Below are 19,824 nucleotides of genomic sequence, written 5' to 3'. Positions count from 1 at the left end.
TATGGCTGCACAGAAGGTCGCCGAATTTCTGCTCGAGCGTCTGAGAGCATGGGACATCGAGACGGTGTTCGGCTATCCCGGCGACGGCATCAACGGAATCGTGACCGCGCTCGGCAAGGGCGAAGGGCCCCGGCTGGTCCAGGCCCGGCACGAGGAGATGGCTGCGTTCGAGGCCGTCGGCTATGCGAAATTCACGGGCCGGGTCGGCGTCTGCATGGCCACGTCGGGCCCGGGAGCCGTCCACCTCCTCAACGGCCTCTACGACGCGAAGCTCGATCACGTGCCGGTTGTCGCGATCGTCGGGCAGGCCGCGAGGACCTCGATGGGCGGATCCTTCCAGCAGGAGATCGACCTCCCGAACCTGTTCAAGGATGTCGCCTCGGACTACGTCCAGCTCGTCAGCGTGCCCGAGCAGCTCCCGAACGTGATCGACCGCGCGATCCGGGTCGCGTGCGCCCGGCGCGCGCCGACCGCCGTCATCATCCCTGCGGACGTCCAGGAGCTCGAATACTCGGCGCCGAGCCACTCCATGAAGATGGTCCCCTCGAGCCTCGGCATCGAGTGGCCTGACATCCAGCCGGACATGGCAGCGGTGCGCAGGGCCGCGGAGGTGCTCAATGAGGGCAAGAAGGTCGCGATGCTCATCGGGCAGGGCGCCCGGCACGCGGCGGCCGAGGTCCAGCAGGTCGCGGAACTCCTCGGAGCGGGTGTCGCGAAGGCACTTCTCGGCAAGGACGCGCTGCCCGACACGCTGCCTTACGTCACAGGCTCGATCGGGCTCCTCGGCACGCGGCCGAGCTACGAGATGATGCGGGACTGCGACACGCTCCTGACGGTCGGCTCGAGCTTCCCCTACGCAAACTACTTCCCCGAGCCGGGGCAGGCCCGCGGGGTGCAGATCGACGTCGACCCCACGATGATCGGCCTCCGGTACCCCTACGAGGTCAACCTCGTCTCCGACGCCGGCGCTGCGCTCCGAGCGCTCATCCCGCTCCTCGTCCGCAAGGAGGACCGCGGCTGGCGCGACGACCTCGAGGACAAGGTCTCGAGGTGGTGGGAGACCATGCACGACGAGGCCCTCGTCGAGGCCGAGCCGATCAATCCGCTCCGCGTGTTCTCCGAGTGCTCCGAGAGGCTGCCTGCGAGCGCCATCATCGCCGCCGATTCGGGAAGCGCCGCCAACTGGTACGCGCGGCAGCTCCGGTTCCCCTCCGGCGTCCGGGGAAGCCTTTCCGGCAACCTCGCGACGATGGGGCCCGGCGTCCCCTACGCGATCGGCGCCAAGTTCGGGAATCCCGACCGGCCCGTCATCGCCTTCGAGGGCGACGGCGCGATGCAGATGAACGGCATGGCCGAGCTCATCACCATCGCCCGCTACTGGGAGGAGTGGGAGGACCCCCGGCTCGTCGTCGTCGTGCTCCACAACGACGATCTGAACCAGGTGACGTGGGAGCTCCGGGCCTTCAGCGGCTCGCCGACGGTCCCGATGACGCAGGCGATTCCCAGCGTGGACTACGCGGGCTTCGCCGCGGGGCTCGGCCTAGGCGGGATCTCGGTCGACAACCCGGATGCCCTCGGCTCGGCGTGGGACGAGGCGCTCACCGCGTCGCGGCCCACAGTCCTCGACGTCCGCACGGACCCGAACGTCCCGCCCATCCCGCCGCATGCGACGTTCGAACAGGCGCTCAACGCTGCCAAGAGCGTCGTCCACGGCGATCCCCATCGATGGGGCTACATCAAGGAAGGCCTCAAGACGAAGGCCCAGGAGATCCTGCCGGGGCATCGGAAGTGAGCGGCGAAACGTCTCCCGTCACGGCGATCCGCGCCGCGGCGTACACAGTGCCGACCGACGGGCCCGAAGGCGACGGCACGTTCGCGTGGGACTCGACCACGATCGTCGTCGTCCACGCAGAGGCGGCCGGCGAGACGGGAATCGGCTACACCTATGGGCCGAAGGCGCTCGTGGGCCTCGTCTCCGACATGTTGGAGCCCGCCGTCAAGGGGACCGACGCCTTCATGGTCAGGGCGAGCGCCGAGGCGATGGCCCGCGCGCTCCGCAACGCCGGCCAGTCGGGCGCGGCCTCCTACGCGGCGTCCGCCGTCGACTGCGCCCTGTGGGACCTCGCGGCACGGCTCGCGGGCCTGCCGCTGTACCAGTTCCTCGGGGCCGCCCGGTCGGAGGTTCCCGTGTACGGGAGCGGCGGTTTCACGACCTATTCCTACGAGCGGCTCACCGAGCAGCTCACGGGGTGGGTCCTGGGGCAGAACATCCCCCGCGCAAAGATCAAGATCGGCCAGGACCGCGGAACTGACGAGTCCCGGGACATCGAACGGATGCTCATCTCGCGCGAGGCGGTGGGGCCTGACGCCGAGCTGTTCGTTGACGCGAACGGCGCCTATTCGGCGAAACAGGCCGTCCGTGTCGCCCAGGCCGCGCGCGACGCGGATTTCACGTGGTTCGAGGAGCCGGTCTCGAGCGAGGACCTCGAGGGGCTCCGGTTTGTGCGTCAATCGGTCGCCGCGGACGTCGCCGCCGGGGAGTACCTCACGAGGCCCGCCGACGTCGAACGCATGTGCGCTACCGGCGCCGTCGACTGCCTGCAAGCCGACGTGACCCGCTGCGGCGGCATCACGGGCTGGCTGCGCGCGGCCGCCGTCGCCGACGCCCACGGCATCGACTTCTCGGGGCACTGCGCACCGGCGATCACGGCCGCGCCTGCCGCCGCCGCTCCACGCCTGCGGCACCTCGAGTGGTTCCACGACCACGTCCGGCTCGAGGGGATGCTCTTCGAGGGGACCCTCGACCCCCAAGGCGGCACCATCACCCCGGACGCCGAACGACCCGGCAACGGCCTCGAACTCCGCACTGCGGATGCCGAGCAATACCGGGTCGCCTGACCCCTGAGCCCCACCGCCCCCCACCGTCTGATGGTCACCTCCCGACGGTTCTCGTTCGTTCAAAAGTCACGTCCCGCGGGTTCAACCCGCGGGACGTGACTTTTGGATGGATCCTCGTGAATTTGGACGATCCTCGTGAACGAGGTGATCCGTGGCTTACCCGGCGTCGAAGCGCTCGTCCCCGCGCTCGGCGTCGTCATCGGAGTCGCCGCCGGGCGCCCCGCCGTGGCCCATGCTGCCGCCCTCGGGATGGCGCCCGGCCTCCACGATCGCCTCGCTCACCTCGGTCGGCTTCTCGTACGTGCGGTCGGGGATACCCTCGACGGCGCGGACCACGTTGCTGTCTGCCCCGTTGTCCTTTGCCGCGGAGACGAGGGCCTGCTTGTCAGCGGGGTAGTCCACGCCTTGGAGGAACTTCTGGATCTGGATCGGGTTGACAGTGTCGGTCATGACCTTCCTTCACTCGGGTTTTGCGCATCCCGCGCGTTCCTGTACTGCCCGTCTCGGTACTGTGTGTCTGGGTACTGGGCATCTCGGTACTGTGTGTCTGGGTACTGCGCATCTCGCAGATTCTGATCGCCGTCCTGGGAACCGGCCGCCTCTCCCTCCACGCCTTCCGTGCGCACGTGGGCTCCGCGATCACGACCACGGGTCACGTCACGAGCGCCGCCGTCACGCACACCCTCGTCACGCGAGTCATTGTTCCTGCCCGGGCGGTCCTCGACGTCGGGGTCGAGCTCGTCGGCGCGGCGGCGCTGCTCTTCAACGCGTTCGCGGCCCTCGCGCGCCGTGCCCGTCTTCTCCTCAGCCTCACGGCGCAGTCGTTCCGCCTCGACCTGGGCCTTCTCGGCCCGGGCGCGAGCCTCAAGACCCTGGGCCTCGCGCTCCCGGAGGTCCAGCTCGTTCTGAGCCGCCTCGTCGCGCATGCTACGGGCTCGCTCCCTCATCTGATCTTGCTGGCGTGCGGTGCGGCGGCGAGTCAAGGTCAGCGCCACGACGATCACGGCGATGAACACAACGATCGCCACGATGAGCCACACGATCTGACTGGTGTTCACGGAAACCCTCCTCGATCGGGTATCACCCCACTACCCGCCGAAAGGCCCTCTAACCACCGTGAAGGTCCTTCTACCGGCCAGTCACCGTGTCCCGGATTGCCTCGGCCACCACGAGCGGATCCTCGTGGCTCCAGAAGCGGAGCACCCGCCATCCGCGCTGGGCCAGCTCCGCCGTCGTCTCCAGGTCCCGTTCACGGTTGCGCGCGATTTTGGGCCGCCAGTAGTCCACGTTGCGCTTGGGCTCGATGTAGTGCTCGGGGCAGCCGTGCCAATAGCAGCCGTCGATGAAGACGGCGACTCGCGCCCGTGTGAAGACGAGATCCGCCGTGCGGCGGAGCTCCGGAACGGGGCGCGCCGCTACGCGGTAGCGCAGCCCCATGGCGTGCACAGCGCGGCGGACCAGAAGCTCTGGTGCGGTGTCGCGCGAGCGGTTGCCGAGCATCGTCTTCCTGATCGCCGGCGTCGAGGCCCAAGAGAGGACGACGCCGGCCCCCTCACCACCGGCCTGAGCCGGGCCGGCCTCCTCGCTCATGATTGCCAGCCTACGCGGCTCCACAGGCAGCGTCCCCTCAGGCACAGCCCCGCCAACCTACGGCCAGTCACTCGGCAACGTACCGCTCGGCCAGCTCAACCTGCTCCAGAACGCTCGCCGCGCGCCGCTGCACTGACAGCGCGCCGACGGGCACGGGTCCGACGGCGAGGCTGAGCATCGCGGCCGCCTCCGCCGTCGTCGCCAACGCATTCCCCGCTTTCGAGAGCGCGCGATGGACGGGCGCCAGCTCCCCCGGCACCTCGAATCCGTCGCTCGGTGCGCGCCGCTGGCACGTCATGCACACTGTGCGCACGCGCGGCAGCAGGTCCGATAGCGCGTCTGCAATGACCACGAGCTCGGCGTAGAGGGCGTCGTCGTCGACCCCTTCGAGCACCTGGTGGTAACGATCGAGCCCGCGCTGGAAGCGGTCGTGCGCACGCCGCCACAGGCCCTTGCCTAGCTCTGCGTCGTCCCGCCGCCCCCGCAGAACGTTACCGAGAACTCCCACCTAAGAACTCAGAGGTATTGGCCCGGACCGTGTTCCGGGCGGTCGGAACGCGGGCGCTCGTGTTCAGGGGCCACGGGGGAACGCTGGGGCTCGCCATTCTCGCCGATCACAACACCAGGCGCGATCATCGTCCCGGGCGGGAGCTGCCGGAGCTGCACCTGCGCCGCCGCGAGCTGGTGCGCGGCCTGTTGCGCAGCGATGGCCGTCTGGATGCCGTGGAAGAGCCCCTCGAGCCACCCCACGAGCTGGGCCTGCGCGACGCGGAGTTCCGATTCTGAGGGGACGGCGTCGTCGGAGAACGGCAGGGAGATCCGGTGGAGCTCGTCCACGAGCTCGGGAGCGAGTCCGTCCTCTAGTTCGTGGATGGAGCGGTCATGGATCTCGGCCAGACGGGTCCGGGCGGCCTCGTCGAGCGGGGCTCCCTTCACCTCTTCGAGGAGCTGCCGGATCATCGTCCCGATCCGCATGACCTTCGCGGGCTCGTCGACGAGTTCCTGAACGCTCGTCCGCTTCGGGCGCTCGCCTTGCTCGCTGTGATGAGCGGCGCCGTCGCCGGCACGGCCATCGGACTGGGCGCCGTCGTCGTCAAGCGTGGTTCCCACAAAAGGCTCCTCGTGTGGGCCGCCGTGTGGCGCCGTGCTCCCGTGCGCTTCGCTCATGCTGCCCATCCTCTCATGACGCTCCGACGGGCCAAGGGCCGGAAGGCTTCGCGCGAAGCGAACGAACTCAGGTCGAAATGCCGGGCCTACATGGTCAGGAGGACCTTGCCCACATGCTCTCCCGAGTCGAAGTATTCGTGGGCCTTCTGGACATCGGCGAGCGGGAAGGTCTTGTCTACGAGGGGCTTGATCCGGCCGTCCGCGATGAGCGGCCAAACGTGCTCCCGCACCGCGGACATGATGACGCCCTTCTCCTCCACAGGCCGCGGCCGCAGAGCCGTGCCGATAATCGCCGCGCGCTTGTTGAGGAGAAGACCCAGGTTGAGCTCGGCCTTCGCCCCGCCTTGGAGCCCGATCACGATGAGGCGGCCGTACGGGGCGAGCGCCTCGACATTCCGCTCGAGGTACTTCGCACCCACGACGTCGAGGATCACGTCCGCGCCGCGGCCGTCCGTCGCGTCGCGCACGGCCTCGACGAAGTCCTGCTCGCGGTAGTTGATCGCGACGTCGACGCCGAGGAAGGCCCTCGCCGTGCTGACCTTCTCCTCGCTGCCGGCCGTCGCCGCAACCCGCGCACCGAAGGCCTTCGCCATCTGGACCCCCATCGTGCCGATCCCGCCCGTGGCTCCGTGGATCAGAACGAGCTCGCCCTGCTGGAGCTGCGCCGTCATCATGAGGTTCGAATACACGGTCGCTGCGGTCTCGGGCAGGCTCGCCGCGGTCACGAGGTCCACGCCCTCGGGGATGCGGAGCACCTGCTCGGCAGGGACAGCGACCTTCTGCGCGTACCCTCCGCCAGACAGAAGCGCAACGACCCTGTCCCCCGCCGAGAATGGGCGGACGACGTCGGGCCCGAATGCTGAGATGCGGCCCGAGACTTCGAGGCCTGGGATTTCGGAGGCGCCCGGGGGCGGAGGGTAGAAACCGCGCCGCTGCTGGACGTCTGCCCGGTTGATCCCCGCGGCGACGACGTCGATGAGCACCTCGCCGGGTCCGGGCACGGGGTCCTCGACCTCGCGGACCTGCAGCGCTTCCGGGCCGCCGGGCTCGGCGATGTACACGGCCTTCATGCTTCCTCCCGAGGCATCCGGCATCGGTTCCGGATGCCGTCGGTTTCGTCAAGTCTGATGCCTATGAAACACTACTAGGCACAAGGAAGGTTGTCCGAGCGGCCTATGGAGCTGGTCTTGAAAACCAGTGTGCGGTAACCCCGTACCAAGGGTTCAAATCCCTTACCTTCCGCCACACCCTTCCGTAGGGTTCGTGAGTGAGCAGCAGGCGCGAGTGACAGCAACGTCGACTCGCGCCTGCTGCTCACTCACAAGTCACCGGAGGTCTTCCCACCCGAGCCGCCGGAGCGCCTCCGCGATACGGACGACGGCGATCTCAGCTCCGCGGCCCATGTCGAGCTTCGTGATGATCACCTGCCGCCACCCCGCGCCGGCGAGACGTTGCGCCCTGAGGGCGTCGAAACGCTGTTGTTCAGGCGTGAGGTGATGGCCGCCGTCGTACTGCACGGCCAGACGGTACTCGGGAAATGCAAGCTCGACGAAGACAGGCTGACCGAGTTCGTCGATCACCGGGTAATCGACTTCAGGATCGGGCAGTCCGGCCCGCTGGACAGCTAGCCTAAGCCGCGTCTCCATCGGCGAGTCGGCTCCGACGCGGACCAGCGCAAGCGCCGCTCGAGCCTTCGCCGCACCCCGCCGCCCTCGAGCCGCTTCGACATAGGCCTTGAGCTCTTCAAGCGAGATCTTCGGCTCTCGGGCATGGGCGTACCTGCGATGCTCATTCACGAGGGCATCCCCGAGCACGACGAGTTCGTCTGGCAGCACGCCGTCGGTAGCTGCGATGTCAAGGAAGGTTCGACTGTGCGAAGTGACTGCAAGCCCCTCACACTGCTGGATGTCTCCTCCATCGAGGGTCGCGCGATGGCCAGCCACTCCCCGACGCCGGATCTGCGCTCGGCCCCCCGGGGTCGCGAGGTGGAGGCGCTGATCATCGCCAATCACCCTTGGAAGCGGCAACCCGAGCAACCGTAACGCAGTGCCGTGCGAAAGGACCGCCGACGGCGAGAGACGGAGGTAGGGCGCCGCCCGCTGGGCCAGGCTCTGACGGGCGCCCCGGGGGACGCGGACCCCACGACTCGGGCGGCTGAGGTCACTGGCGCGGAGACGTGACGGCGACAACTGTGCGGCCTTCGCGTCGGCCACGGTGAACGAAGCCGAGGCGAATCTTGGGGGCAAAGGGTGTTTTCGAGTCATGAGCTCATTGAGCCAGCTTTCAGCAGATGGCGTCGGAAGTTATCCACAGCCTCCACGAGTGAGCAGCAAATGCGAATAGGGAGCCGCTGAAGCCTCGTCTGTTGCTCACTCGCTGAGCAGGGTGCGCCTCCTACGGCCCGGCCACCCCTTGAAGCCGCCCCCTGAAGCCGCCCCTTGAAGCCGCCCCTTGAAACTGTCGGTGGGCACGAATAGCGTCGGCAAGGTCGGGAGCACACGCCATCCACCACCACCAACCATTGCAAAAACCATTGCAAGGAGCAGCAATGCCGAAGCCAGATCTGACCCCAGGGGCCCCGTGCTGGGCCGACCTCATGACAAGCGACCTCGAGAAGGCCAAGTCCTTCTACGGCGAGCTTTTCGGCTGGACCTTCGAGGGCAGCGATCCCGAGAAGTACGGCGGCTACACGACCGCGTTCAAGGACGGCGAGCAGGTAGCCGGCATCATGCCGAAGATGCCTGAACAGGACACCATGCCGGACGTGTGGACTGTCTACCTCCTCACCGAGGACATCAAGAAGACCGCGGTCATGGTGCAGGAAGGCGGCGGCCAGGTCTTCATGCCGCCCATGGAGGTCCCTGAGCAGGGGCACATGGCGATGTTCGGCGACGCCGGCGGCGCGGCCTTCGGGGGCTGGCAGCCCACCGCACACACGGGCTTCGGCAAGCTCGCCGAGCCCGGTTCGCCGGTCTGGTTCGAGGTCCTCTCCCGCGCCTACCCCCAGACCGTGAAGTTCTACCAGGACGTGCTGGGCTGGGAGACCGAGACGATGAGCGACACGGACGACTTCCGCTACACAACGCTCGGGGGCGGCCGTGAGGCGAAAGCCGGCGTCATGGACGCGGAGGGGATCCTGCCGGAGGGCGTCCCTTCGAACTGGCAGATCTACTGGGGCGTGGAGAACGCGGACGCGGCCGTCGAGGCGGCGCAGCGGCTCGGTGGGCAGGTGGTCCGCAACCCCGAGGACACACCATTCGGCCGCATCGCGACGCTCACCGACCCGCTCGGCGCCGTCTTCCTCATCCATCAGGACCTCTCGCAGGCCTCGGCGGAGGGCCAGGCCTAAGCGGTAGGCCAAACGTCCTGCCAAGGAGGGCCGCCTAGATCCCCAGAATGTCCTTCGCCGCGGCGTCCGCATCACGCAGGGTGCGCTGCGCGCTGGGGTAAGGGGCGCCGTCGTCCGCCTCGCCGGGAGCACCGAAAGGGTGCGCCTCGGCAGCGATGGCGGTGCCCCACTGGACGGCGGAGAGCTGGAGCCCGAGGACGTAAAGGCCCTGGACGGGGTGGCCGTTGACGTCGAGGGGGTGATACGGCGGCGTCGTGACGTCGAGGCCGCTCGCCGGTCGGGGAACGCCGTCGGCTCCGGCGAGATATTTGGGGCGCACGAGCCCGTCCGCGAGGAGCCCCGCGAGCAGCGGGGAGTCCGCTGCAGCCACGACATTCGCTGGCGCGAGGGCCTCGACCATGGCCGCGGCGTAGACGGGCGGCCCCCCGACCCAAGGCGATTCGGCGACGAAGCAGCCCGCCCCGCGATCCACCCGGAACCGGGGTTCGGGGCCGACGGTGCTCAGCACGCCGGCCCGGATCAGCGCCGCGAGCTGGCGGATGCGCAGGGGCGGGGGGCCGCTCGCGAGCCCCTCCACGAGGCCTTCGAACCAACCCCGCAGTCCGGCGACCCACGATTCCTCGGTGATCCCCCCGTCCGCGACTGCCTCCTTGAGGACCGCGCGGCCGCGATGCAAAGCCGCGATCGCCATTTTTACGGGATCGTCCTCGCCACGGGCCGAGCCTGCGGCGTCGTCGTCTAGGTACGCGAGGACGTCACCGTCGAGCTCGGCACGGTCGGCGAAGTGACGGCCGGCGAGTGGGGCCCCGAGGCCGCGCAGGTCGAGGCGGAGCTCCGCGCGGACGGCGCCTTCGACAACCGCTTCGGTCTGCTCCTCCCAGGCGGGTCCCGGGACTGCGAGCGCGGCGTCGAGGGCATCGAGGAAACCGGGCGTGACCTCCTCAGGGGAGACCCGGGCGAGCGTCGAGTAGTACGCCCACAGCGTGTCTCGGTGCAGCAGGGGCCAGAGGTCGGCGTCGAACGACGGCGTGAGGCCCGCCTCGCGGGGGGCCAGCGCGGCGGCCCGGGTGAGCCAGCGCAGGCGGACGCCGGGTGCATAGTAGGCCCCTAGTTCGGCCTTGCCCCGGTACGGGACCCCGCGTCGTGAGGCAGCAACAAGGCGGGGCTCCCGCCCCGACGCGACGTACTCAAGCTGGCCGTTTGGCGCCTCCTTGAACCGCCCGCCGCGGCCCTCAGTGAGCCGGACCATGACGTCGAAGAAGTTGAGCCCCATCCCCCGCACGAGGACGGTGCTGCCGCCCGGAAGGGCGTCCCAGTCGACGTCGGCAGGGGCTGCAGGCGGCAGATACATGAGGCCGAGCCGAGCTGCGGCTTCGGCGAGGGCGTGTTGGGTCTGGTTCAGCTTTGAGGGCACATGGCCGAGCGCGAGGACAACCGCGTCCGCCTCGCGCGCGCGGCCGTCGCGGGTGGTGAGGGCCCACCCGTGGGGCGTGCGGCCCAGGCGCACGACCTCCTCGCGGACATGCTTGACGCTCGCACCGGGCGGGGCTCCGGAGACGACGGCGGCGAATGTGTCGGCGAGATAGCGCCCGTAGAGCGCGCGCGGCGGGAAGTCGGCCTGTTCGAGGGCTGCCAGCTCGGCCTCCTCCTGGGGGTCGAGCCCGGTCGGCACCCCCTGGCGAAGTTCCGTCTGGCGTGCCTCCCGCCACGCGTCGAAGCTGGCGCCAGCGAGCGGTTCGGCGAGCCCTGGCTCGGACGGGATGAGCGTGGGGAAGAAGGACGGCGTGTTCATGAGGAACTCGCGCGGCTGCTCCGTCCGCCAGACCTTGCCCGGACCCGGTTCGAACGGGTCGAACACCGCGATTTCAAGCTCGCGGTCGCGCTCGCCTCGGGAGGCCAGATCGGCTGTCGCCCAGTTCGCCAGGAGGCGTTCGACGGCGGACGCACCGCGCGGGCCCCCGCCGACGACGGCGATGCGCAGCTGCCTTCGTGCACCTCCTCGGATCATCCTTCGAGCTTAGCCCGCTCGTCAGGCCGCTCCTCCGGGCGTCACAGGCGATGCATAGGCCGCACCTCTTGCGCTGTCGGTGCCCCGTGCGAGGATGAGCAGCATGACGGATCCGGCGCAGACCCTCACCCCTGTCCCCAAGGAACCGGTGGACGAGAACCTCTGGCTTGAGGACATCCACGGGGCCGAGCAGCTCGATTGGGTGCGGGAGCAGAACGCGAGGACCGAGGAACTCCTCGAGACCGGGGACTATCCCGAACTCGAGGCCGAGATCCTCGAGGTGATGGACTCGCAGGACCGCATTCCCATGGTCACGAAGCGGGGCGACTGGTACTACAACTTCTGGCGCGACGCCCAGAACCCTAAGGGGCTGTGGCGGCGCACGCGGTGGGAGAGCTATGCGACCGCATCGCCTGAGTGGGAGGTCCTGCTCGACGTCGATGCGCTCGCCGCGGGCGAGGGAGTCGAGTGGGTCTGGGGCGGCGCGAGCTTCCTCCGGCCGGCCGACGGGAAGTCGTGGCGGCGTTGCATCGTGCGGCTCTCCCCCGACGGCGGCGATGCGTCCGCCCTGCGGGAGTACGACGTCGAAGACCGCGCCTTTGTCTCCCCGCACGACGGCGGCTTCTCGCTGCCCGCGGCGAAGGGCGGCGCCGACTGGCTCGACACCGATACCCTCATCGTTTCGTCGACGCTGGGCGCCGATGCCGTCACAACCTCCTCGTACCCCCGGATCGTGCGGAAGGTGCCGCGCGGAACGGCGCTCGAGGACGCCGAGGTGATCTTCGAGGTGCCTGCCGACCACCTCATGGCGAGTGCAGGTTTCGATGACACGCCCGGGTTCGAACGGCTCCTCGCAAGCGACCGGATCAGCTTCTTCGATGTGCAGCACTCGGTGTGGCGCGACGGCGGGTGGCAGCTCGTTCCTGTACCGACCGACGTCGATATCGACCTCCACCGCGAGTGGCTCCTCTTCCGGCCGCAGCGCGACTGGGACCTCGAGGGGACAGTGCATCGCGCTGGATCGTTGCTCGCCGCCGACTTCGAGGCCTTCATGGGCCGCTCTCGAGACGTCACGCTGCTTTTCTCCCCGGATGCGCACACGTCCCTTCAGTCGTGGAGCTGGACGCGGAATCATCTGCTGGTGAATCTGCTCCGCGACGTGTCGTCGGAGATCCGCGTCCTCACGCCGCCGGCCTCTCCTCAGGCCGAATGGGCTGCCGAGGAGCTTGACGCGTGCCCGCCGCTGCACCTCGTCGAGAGCTACGCGGTCGACGACGAGGACCCCGAGGCGGGCGACGACTACTGGCTGATCGCAACCGGTTTCCTCACGCCAACCACCCTGCTTCGCGGCAGCATCGGCGGGGGCCACGAGCAGGTCAAGCGGGCGCCGTCGTTCTTTGATGAGAGCCGCTTTACCGTCGAGCAGCATTTTGCGGTCTCGGAGGACGGGACGCAGGTGCCGTACTTCCAAGTCGGGCCCAAGGACCTCGAGCTCGACGGGAGCAACCCCACCCAGCTGAGCGGCTACGGCGGCTTCGAGATCTCGCGCACCCCGGCGTACAGCGGCGTGATCGGCCGAGCCTGGCTCGAGCGCGGGGGCGTGTACGTCGTGGCCAACATTCGCGGCGGGGGCGAGTATGGGCCGGCTTGGCATCAGGCGGCCCTCAAGGAAAACCGGCACCGCGCCTACGAGGACTTCGCCGCCGTCGCGCGCGACCTCATCCGCCGCGAGGTGACCTCGCCCGCACATCTGGGCTGCACAGGGGGCTCGAACGGCGGCCTGCTCGTCGGGAACATGCTCGTGAGCTACCCCGGCCTCTTCGGAGCGATCTCGTGCGGAGTTCCGCTCCTCGACATGCGCCGCTACACGAAGCTGTCCGCAGGGACCTCCTGGATCGCGGAGTACGGCGACCCGGACGTCCCCGAGCAGTGGGAGTTCATCAAGACGTTCTCGCCGTACCACCTCCTCCGCGACGGCGTGGATTATCCCGACACGTTCATCTGGACCGCGACGTCGGACGATCGAGTCGGGCCCGTGCAGGCACGCAAGATGGCGGCACGCATGCTCGCAATGGGCATCCCCAACGTCTGGTACCACGAGGCGCTCGAGGGCGGCCATGCCGGTGCTTCAGACAACCGCCAGGCCGCCGCCCTCCAGGCGCGGAGCCAAGCGTTCCTGTGGAGGTCGCTCGCCCTATAGGCGGACTGCGGAGGAACCGTAGCCCCTCCTCGCAGAGAAGTGCACTCGCAGCGAACTGCTTGGCGAGAACCGCACTTCAAGTGGGTGCCCGAAGAAAAACTTCACGTGGGTGCCCGAAGAAAAGTAGAACGCCCCCGGCTCAAAGACCGGGGGCGTTCACACGGCGGAGACGGGGGGATTTGAACCCCCGGTCCAAGTTTCCCCGGACCCTTCATTAGCAGTGAAGTCCATTCGGCCGCTCTGGCACGTCTCCTTGCTATCGCTAGCTCCCCAAGCGTACCTAGAACGACCGGACGGACGCAAAGCGAACCCGCGGACCCGCGCAAGCGGGCGCGCGCAACCGGCGAGCCGGCGCAACCCCTACCCAGAGGCCACCCCAGAAGCCACACAAGGCATAAGGTCAGCCCGCCTGCCCAAGGGCGAGGGGCAGCACGGGACCGGCGCCGGCGAGGCGGAGGAGCCGCCCCGCGACCGTCAGGGTCCACCGACTGTCCACGAGGTCGTCGACGAGCAACACGGGAGCCCCTCCCAAGCCGGCCAAAGCCGCCGCTAGCTCGGGCCCGACGTCGAACGCGGACCACACCGATGCGAGCCGGAAGGCCGAATTGCCACCGGCCTGGCCCGGCCGCGCGGAAGCCGTCCTGGACACGGCGCCGAGGTACGGCAGGCGGCCAGCCTGCGCAATGCCCCGCGCGAGCGAATCAACGAGCCGAGGGCGCGTGGCAGACGGCATCGCGACGACGCCCGCCGGCCGACCTGCCCCGCTCCAAGGCCCGGCCGCCCCGTCCCCGCGGGCCCAACCCGCGAGGAGCTCGACGACGGCGGGCCGCAACCCCGCTGGCACCTCCCCGTCTGGGGCCGACGGCGCGAAGAGCTCGCGCAGCGCTCCCCCGTACCCGAGGTCAGTGAGACGCGCGAGGACCCGCCCCTCCGAAAGCTGCTCACCAGCAGGAATCCGGCCCTTGGCGGCAACGCCGAGCTTGTCCATCCCGCTCGGCCACTGGGCACGCGGCTCGATAGGCACACCTGCATGCCGGAGCTGTTCACCCGCCCGCTCAAGTACCCCTGGCTCCACCTCCTCGGGGAACCAGCGGCCGGCGCAGTTGTCGCACCGCCCGCAGGGAGCAGCCGTCTCGTCGTCGAGCTGCGTCGTCACGAACTCCATCCGGCACGCGGTCGTCTCCTCGTACGCGACCATCGCAGCCTGCTCCGCCTCCCGGGCAGCAGCGATCCGGCGATACCGCTCGTCGTCGTACTTCCATGGCGCGCCGGTGTGCCGCCATCCGCCGCCGACCCGCTCGACAGCCCCGTCGACCGCGAGCACCTTGAGCAGGAGATCGAGTTGCGTGCGGCGGAGCTCAACCTGCGCCTCGAGCGCCACGGTCGAGAGTGGGCCCGCGGCCGCCGCGAGTGCATCGAGGACGGCTTGGGCCTTGGCACGATCGGGCATCGACGTGGTCGCGAAGTAGCGCCAGATCTCCCGGTCCTCGGCACCAGGGAGGAGGAGCACATCGGCATGCACTGCACCGCGGCCCGCGCGGCCCACCTGCTGGTAGTAGGCGACGGGCGACGACGGCGCCCCCAAGTGCACGACGAAGCCGAGGTCAGGCTTGTCGAACCCCATCCCAAGCGCGGACGTCGCCACGAGGGCCTTGACCTCGTTGCCCTTGAGGAGCCGCTCGGCTTCCTCACGCTCGCCGGTATCGGTCTTCCCGGTGTACGCGAGAACGCGGTATCCCGCATTGGCCAGGAGCCGCGCGGTGTCCTCGGCGGCCGAGACCGTGAGCGTGTAGATGATGCCGCTCCCGGGCAGGTCACCGAGGTGCTGAAGAAGCCACGCGAGCCGGTGGCCCGGGTCTGGCATCCGCAGCACCCCGAGCCGCAGCGAGTCCCGGCCGAGCGGACCGCGGAGTGTGAGCACGTCTGCTCCGAGCTGTTCCTCGACGTCCGCAACCACGCGCGCGTTCGCTGTCGCCGTGGTCGCAAGCACCGGAATAGACGGCGGAAGCTCCTCGATGAGCGCTGCTATCCGCCGGTAATCCGGCCGGAAGTCATGCCCCCAGTCGGAGATGCAGTGCGCCTCGTCCACCACGAGCAGGCCGGTCCGAGCGAGGAGTTCAGGGAGGTGCTGTTCGCGGAACGCTGGATTGGTGAGGCGTTCGGGCGAGATGAGGACGACGTCGGCCGTGTCCTCGGCGAGCGCGGCGTGCACTTCGTCCCACTCGAGCCGGTTGGCGGAATTGATGGCGACGGCGCGTACCCCGGCGCGGGCGGCTGCCTCGACTTGGTCCCGCATGAGCGCGAGGAGCGGGGAGACGATGAGAGTCGGGCCAGCGCCGCGGGCCCGCAGGAGCAGCGAGGCGACGAAATAGACGGCCGACTTGCCCCAGCCAGTCCGCTGAACGACGAGCGTCCGACGACGATGCGCCACGAGCGCTTCGATGGCCTCGAACTGCCCCGGATGAAATGCGGCGTCCTCGCGGCCCACAAGCTTGCGGAGCACCTCGAGCGCCTGGGCGCGCAGCTCGCCAGAGCCGGGAGCGTCGCTGTCAGAAAACGTCATAGAACCTTCGGCGGGCGCGATGTGACTGGAACTCCGGACCATGCTTTCAAGTATCCCCGTGACGTCTGACACTTCTGGCTCCCGCGAGTTCCGGCGGCCCGATACGGTGGAAACACACCCATTCTCAGTGCCAACAGAAGGATGTCTCTCCATGACGGCAACGGCGCCGCCCCGCTCTGAATCGAACCTGCCCGAAGAATCGAGTTCTGCTCCGGATGCCGCGCAGGCTCCGGCCGCAAGTCCCACGAAGAAGTCCGCGGGTCACGTCATCGTCGACTCGCTCGTAGCCCACGGCGTCACGCGCAGCTACGTGGTTCCGGGCGAGTCGTTCCTGGATGTGCTGGACGGGCTGCATGATTCGCCGATCGAGACGATTGTGTGCCGCCACGAGGGTGGCGCGGCGTACATGGCAGAGGCCGACGGCAAGATGAACCAGCTCCCCGGCATCGCCATGGTCACCCGCGGCCCCGGCGCCGCAAACGCGCACGTGGGCCTGCACACCGCGTGGCAGGACTCGACGCCGATGGTCCTGTTCGTGGGCCTGATCCCGTTCGCGCACCGCGACCGGGAGGCGTTCCAGGAGTTCGACATCAAGTCCTGGTTCGACACGGGCGCGAAGCGCGTCATGGTCCTGGATCACGCCGAGCGAGCTTCCGAGATCGTCGCCGAGGCGATGTTCGCCGCGATGAACGGCCGGCCCGGCCCCGTCGTCGTCGGCCTGCCCGAGGACATCATCCAGCAGGAGATCGATGCCACCATCCACCCCAAGATCCCGGTCGCGACCGGCGGGATGACGGTCACGGACTGGAAGGCCCTCAAGGCCGCCCTGCAGGCGGCGGAGAAGCCGCTGTTCGTCGTCGGCGGCAACGACTGGACCCAGGAAGGCGCGACCGCGCTCACGAACTGGCTCGAGGAGCACAACATTCCCGCGGCCGCCGAATGGCGCTGCGAGGGCACCATCCCCTTCGACTCGCCCTCGTATGTGGGCCCGATCGGCTACGGCCGCCCCAAGCCCACCTACAACCTCCTCGAGGAGACCGACCTCCTGATCTTCGTCGGCACGGTCCCAGGCGACGTGATCACGGACGGGTTCCTCGTGCGGCAGGACTGGGGGAAGAAGAACTTCCTCGTCACAATCGATCCGTCCCTGCGCGGCCGCTCGGGCCCCGTCTCGTACCAGATCGTGGCCAAGCCGGACGTCTTCGTCCGCGACCTCGTCATGATCAACCTGCCCGTGCGCGAGGAGTGGACCGCCTGGACCGAGCGCATGCGGGGCGAGCAGGAGAAGTTCGCTGCCCTCCCGCCCGCGGCCCCCACCGACGGGCCGGCGCGCATGGACACCCTCATGGCCAACCTCGTCCCCACCCTGCCCGAGGACGCGATGATCACCCTCGGCGCCGGCGAGCACACGAACTGGGCGCACCGCTACTTCCCCACGCAGCGCTATGCGTCCATGATCAGCGCGCGCAACGGCTCGATGGGCTACTCGATCCCGTCCGCGATCGCGGCCTCGCTCGCCAACCCGGGCCGACGCGTGGTCACTATCGCGGGAGACGGGGAGTTCCTCATGAACGGCCAGGAGCTCGCGACCGCCGCCCAGTACGGCGCAACCCCGCTCGTGATCGTCATGGACAACCAGGAGTACGGCACGATCCGCTCCCACCAGGAGCGCCAGTACCCCCACCGCGTCTCCGGCACTCAGCTGAGGAACCCGGACTTCGCGCTCATGGCCCAGGCCTTCGGGGGCTACGGGGTTCGCGTCGAGCGCGATGCAGACGTTCCCGCCGCGATCGACGCCGCCCTCCGCGCAATCGACCAGGACGGCACCTTCGCCCTCATCCACCTCATCGTCGAACAGCGGGTCAAGGCCTACTGAGGCCGGCTCGGCAGATCCCTTCACCCAGGCAATGACGGACGACGGCGCGTTCCCCACGTGAGCGGGGACGCGCCGTCGTCCGCTTGTCGACCACCGGCGAAAATGCCTCCCGTCGGCGGAGCCACGCCCCGGATTTGAGGCCCGCCAACAATCAGCTGACGCTCTGTCCGCCGGCATTTGACATAATCGGCCCGTGAGCAACGTGAGCACCCCTGCAGGCCAGGCGCCCCAGATCGACCTTTCGGCATCCTTCAAGGCGTACGACGTGCGCGGGATTGTGGGCGAGACGATCGATGCGCGCATCGTGGAGGCGGTGGGGGCCGCGTTCGTGGATGTCCTCGGCCTCGCCGGGAAGACCGTACTCGTGGGCGGTGATATGCGCCCCTCGTCGCCCGAGTTCATCGAGGCATTCGCGCGTGGAGCGGCGGCGCGTGGGGGGAACGTCGAGAAGATCGGGCTCATCTCGACCGACGAGCTGTACTACGCTTGCGGCGCGCTCAAGGCGGCAGGCGCAACGTTCACGGCGAGCCACAACCCCGCCCAGTACAACGGGATCAAGCTCGCCAAGCCCGGGGCACAGCCCGTGTCATCGGAGACAGGGCTCAAGGAGATCCAGAAGGCGGCGGAGGCGTATCTCGCCGCCGGATCCGTTGCCGAGGCCGAGAACCGGGGCACGGTCGCTGAGCGCGACGTCCTCGCCGACTACGCGGCCCACCTCCGGAGCCTCGTCGACCTCTCGGGGATTCGCCCCCTCAAGGTCGTGGTCGACGCCGGCAACGGCATGGCAGGCATGACGACGCCGGCGGTCCTGGGCGATTCGCTCCTGCCTGCGCTCCCCCTCGAGATCGTGCCCCTCTACTTCGAGCTCGATGGCACCTTCCCGAACCACCCGGCCAACCCGCTCGAGCCGCAGAACCTTCGCGACCTCCAGAAGGCCGTCGTCGAGCACGGTGCCGACATCGGACTCGCGTTCGACGGCGATGCCGACCGCTGCTTTGTGATCGACGAGAACGGGAACCCCGTCTCGCCGTCGGCCATCACCGGGCTTGTTGCACGGCGCGAGATCGCCCGCGCGAGGGCGGCGGGCGAGGACGAGCCGATCATCATCCACAACCTCATCACCTCCCGCGCGGTGCCGGAGCTTGTCGAGCACGACGGCGGCCGGCCCGTCCGCACGCGCGTTGGCCACTCGTTCATCAAGGCGGTCATGGCCGAGGAAGGCGCGGTGTTCGGCGGCGAGCACTCCGCCCACTACTACTTCCGCGACTTCTGGAACGCTGACACGGGAATGCTCGCAGCCATGCACGTTCTCGCCGCGCTCGGTGGGCAGGACCAACCGCTCTCCGAGCTCGGCGCCGAATACGAACCGTACGTCTCGTCCGGGGAGATCAATTCGGAGATCGAGGACAAGGCGGCCGCCGTGGCGCGCGTTCGGGAGGCCTACGAGGGCCCAGACGTGGCGATCGACGAGCTCGACGGCACGACCTTCTCGGCCGCCGACGGCTCGTGGTGGTTCAACCTTCGCCCGTCCAACACTGAGCCGTACCTTCGGTTCAACGGAGAGGCCAAGGACCGCGAGACGCTCGCCTCGGTGCGTGACAGCGTGCTTGCGATCGTGCGCGCATGAACGCAGGCACCGGTTCGGACGGCGAGTCCATCCTCCGTGAGCTCCACGACGTTCTCGGCACGGCCCTGGGCATGGCCCAGGAGCACCTCGAACAGAACGGGGGTTTCCTCCCGTTTGCGGTGACGCTGGACGACGACGGCGAGTTGCGGCTCGTCCTCGTCACACCACCGTCATCGGAGGACTTCGACTCCGAAGCAGACTTCGACGCCGAGACGATGCTTGAGGATCTCGTCGAGCTCCTCAAGCAGGGCCGGGAACAGATCCGGGCTTTCGCCATCGCAAGCGATGTGACCCTCCCCGAGAACGGCACGGACGGCATCCATGCGGCGGCAGAGCACCGGGACGAGGGCCTTCTCGCCGCGGTCCTCCCGTACGAGATGACCGCGACCGGCTACGTCTACGGAGACATCGAACCCGACGGGCACGAGGCTCTCATTTTCACTGCCTAGCCCGGGCCCCCGAGCTACTGGCGTCCGCCGCCGCGATTGAGGGCGCCACTGAGACGCCGATTCGGCGAACGGATGTTTTGGTATTTCGGCGTACACT

16 protein-coding genes and 2 tRNA genes are annotated in these 19,824 nt (G+C 68.8%); 8 read left to right on the top strand and 10 right to left on the bottom strand.

Translation table 11 applies throughout. The annotated features are described in order from the left end of the window. Position 1: 1 nt before the first annotated feature. Together LK10_RS11955 and LK10_RS11950 are read left to right on the top strand one after the other, a co-directional pair. Entirely contained in the window at positions 2–1,792 is a 1,791-nt protein-coding gene (locus LK10_RS11955) for a thiamine pyrophosphate-requiring protein (RefSeq protein WP_043123955.1), read from the top strand. Further along, positions 1,789–2,898, top strand: a complete 1,110-nt coding sequence (locus LK10_RS11950; protein WP_043123954.1) for an enolase C-terminal domain-like protein — start codon at positions 1,789–1,791, stop codon at positions 2,896–2,898. Before LK10_RS11955 ends, LK10_RS11950 begins: the two co-directional genes overlap by 4 nt. Before the next feature lie 156 nt (positions 2,899–3,054). Here LK10_RS11950 and LK10_RS21390 read toward each other — a convergent pair whose 3' ends face one another. The 6 genes from LK10_RS21390 to LK10_RS11920 all read right to left on the bottom strand — a co-directional run bounded on the left by LK10_RS21390 (position 3,055) and on the right by LK10_RS11920 (position 6,725). After that, on the bottom strand, positions 3,055–3,348 hold the full coding sequence (locus LK10_RS21390; protein WP_081998485.1) for a DUF2795 domain-containing protein: 294 nt from the start codon (positions 3,346–3,348) through the stop codon (positions 3,055–3,057). Continuing rightward, positions 3,345–3,956, bottom strand: coding sequence for a hypothetical protein (locus LK10_RS20890; RefSeq protein WP_052207260.1), 612 nt, complete (start codon positions 3,954–3,956; stop codon positions 3,345–3,347). The genes LK10_RS21390 and LK10_RS20890 overlap by 4 nt, the downstream gene beginning before the upstream one ends. Before the next feature lie 70 nt (positions 3,957–4,026). Continuing rightward, positions 4,027–4,488: a very short patch repair endonuclease gene (locus LK10_RS11935; protein WP_052207259.1), complete on the bottom strand. Its 462-nt coding sequence runs from the start codon at positions 4,486–4,488 to the stop codon at positions 4,027–4,029. 67 nt (positions 4,489–4,555) lie between these two features. Beyond that, the gene (locus LK10_RS11930) at positions 4,556–4,996 is read right to left on the bottom strand and encodes a hypothetical protein (RefSeq protein WP_043123951.1); all 441 of its coding nucleotides are present in this window, start codon (positions 4,994–4,996) and stop codon (positions 4,556–4,558) included. Between the two features lie 8 nt (positions 4,997–5,004). Further along, entirely contained in the window at positions 5,005–5,655 is a 651-nt protein-coding gene (locus LK10_RS11925) for a bacterial proteasome activator family protein (protein WP_043123949.1), read from the bottom strand. An 86-nt stretch (positions 5,656–5,741) separates the two neighbouring features. Continuing rightward, positions 5,742–6,725 (bottom strand): NAD(P)H-quinone oxidoreductase, encoded by a 984-nt coding sequence (locus tag LK10_RS11920; RefSeq protein WP_043123947.1) that lies wholly within the window; start codon positions 6,723–6,725, stop codon positions 5,742–5,744. A gap of 84 nt (positions 6,726–6,809) precedes the next feature. Here LK10_RS11920 and LK10_RS11915 point away from each other — a divergent pair. Then, positions 6,810–6,900 (top strand) — tRNA-Ser (locus LK10_RS11915). An 80-nt stretch (positions 6,901–6,980) separates the two neighbouring features. On the opposite strand, the gene LK10_RS11910 is transcribed toward LK10_RS11915, so the two are convergent. After that, complete coding sequence (locus LK10_RS11910) at positions 6,981–7,901, bottom strand: endonuclease domain-containing protein (protein ID WP_231567746.1); 921 nt, start codon at positions 7,899–7,901, stop codon at positions 6,981–6,983. 302 nt (positions 7,902–8,203) lie between these two features. On the opposite strand from LK10_RS11910, the gene LK10_RS11905 reads away from it, so the two are divergent. Next, positions 8,204–9,004 carry a VOC family protein gene (locus LK10_RS11905; protein WP_043123943.1) on the top strand — a complete coding sequence of 267 codons (801 nt, stop codon included), beginning with the start codon at positions 8,204–8,206 and terminating at the stop codon, positions 9,002–9,004. Between the two features lie 34 nt (positions 9,005–9,038). On the opposite strand, the gene LK10_RS11900 is transcribed toward LK10_RS11905, so the two are convergent. After that, a complete protein-coding gene (locus tag LK10_RS11900; protein WP_043123941.1) occupies positions 9,039–11,012 on the bottom strand; it encodes an FAD/NAD(P)-binding protein in 1,974 nt (657 codons plus the stop codon). A 103-nt stretch (positions 11,013–11,115) separates the two neighbouring features. Between LK10_RS11900 and LK10_RS11895 the strand changes: the two genes are divergently transcribed. Next, entirely contained in the window at positions 11,116–13,212 is a 2,097-nt protein-coding gene (locus tag LK10_RS11895; protein WP_231567745.1) for a prolyl oligopeptidase family serine peptidase, read from the top strand. A 164-nt stretch (positions 13,213–13,376) separates the two neighbouring features. On the opposite strand, the gene LK10_RS11890 is transcribed toward LK10_RS11895, so the two are convergent. Together LK10_RS11890 and LK10_RS11885 are read right to left on the bottom strand one after the other, a co-directional pair. Further along, positions 13,377–13,465, bottom strand: a tRNA-Ser gene (locus tag LK10_RS11890). A 147-nt stretch (positions 13,466–13,612) separates the two neighbouring features. Next, on the bottom strand, positions 13,613–15,775 hold the full coding sequence (locus tag LK10_RS11885; protein WP_052207257.1) for a RecQ family ATP-dependent DNA helicase: 2,163 nt from the start codon (positions 15,773–15,775) through the stop codon (positions 13,613–13,615). Between the two features lie 151 nt (positions 15,776–15,926). Between LK10_RS11885 and LK10_RS11880 the strand changes: the two genes are divergently transcribed. The 3 genes from LK10_RS11880 to LK10_RS11870 all read left to right on the top strand — a co-directional run bounded on the left by LK10_RS11880 (position 15,927) and on the right by LK10_RS11870 (position 19,727). After that, positions 15,927–17,651 carry a thiamine pyrophosphate-dependent enzyme gene (locus LK10_RS11880; RefSeq protein WP_081998483.1) on the top strand — a complete coding sequence of 575 codons (1,725 nt, stop codon included), beginning with the start codon at positions 15,927–15,929 and terminating at the stop codon, positions 17,649–17,651. Between the two features lie 193 nt (positions 17,652–17,844). Continuing rightward, positions 17,845–19,278, top strand: a complete 1,434-nt coding sequence (locus tag LK10_RS11875; RefSeq protein WP_231567744.1) for a phosphomannomutase/phosphoglucomutase — start codon at positions 17,845–17,847, stop codon at positions 19,276–19,278. Then, positions 19,275–19,727: a hypothetical protein gene (locus LK10_RS11870; protein ID WP_043123938.1), complete on the top strand. Its 453-nt coding sequence runs from the start codon at positions 19,275–19,277 to the stop codon at positions 19,725–19,727. The genes LK10_RS11875 and LK10_RS11870 overlap by 4 nt, the downstream gene beginning before the upstream one ends. Positions 19,728–19,824 lie beyond the last annotated feature (97 nt).

Source organism: Sinomonas humi (assembly GCF_000802235.1).
Taxonomy (GTDB): domain Bacteria; phylum Actinomycetota; class Actinomycetes; order Actinomycetales; family Micrococcaceae; genus Sinomonas; species Sinomonas humi.
This window is presented reverse-complemented; position numbering and strand designations above follow the sequence as displayed.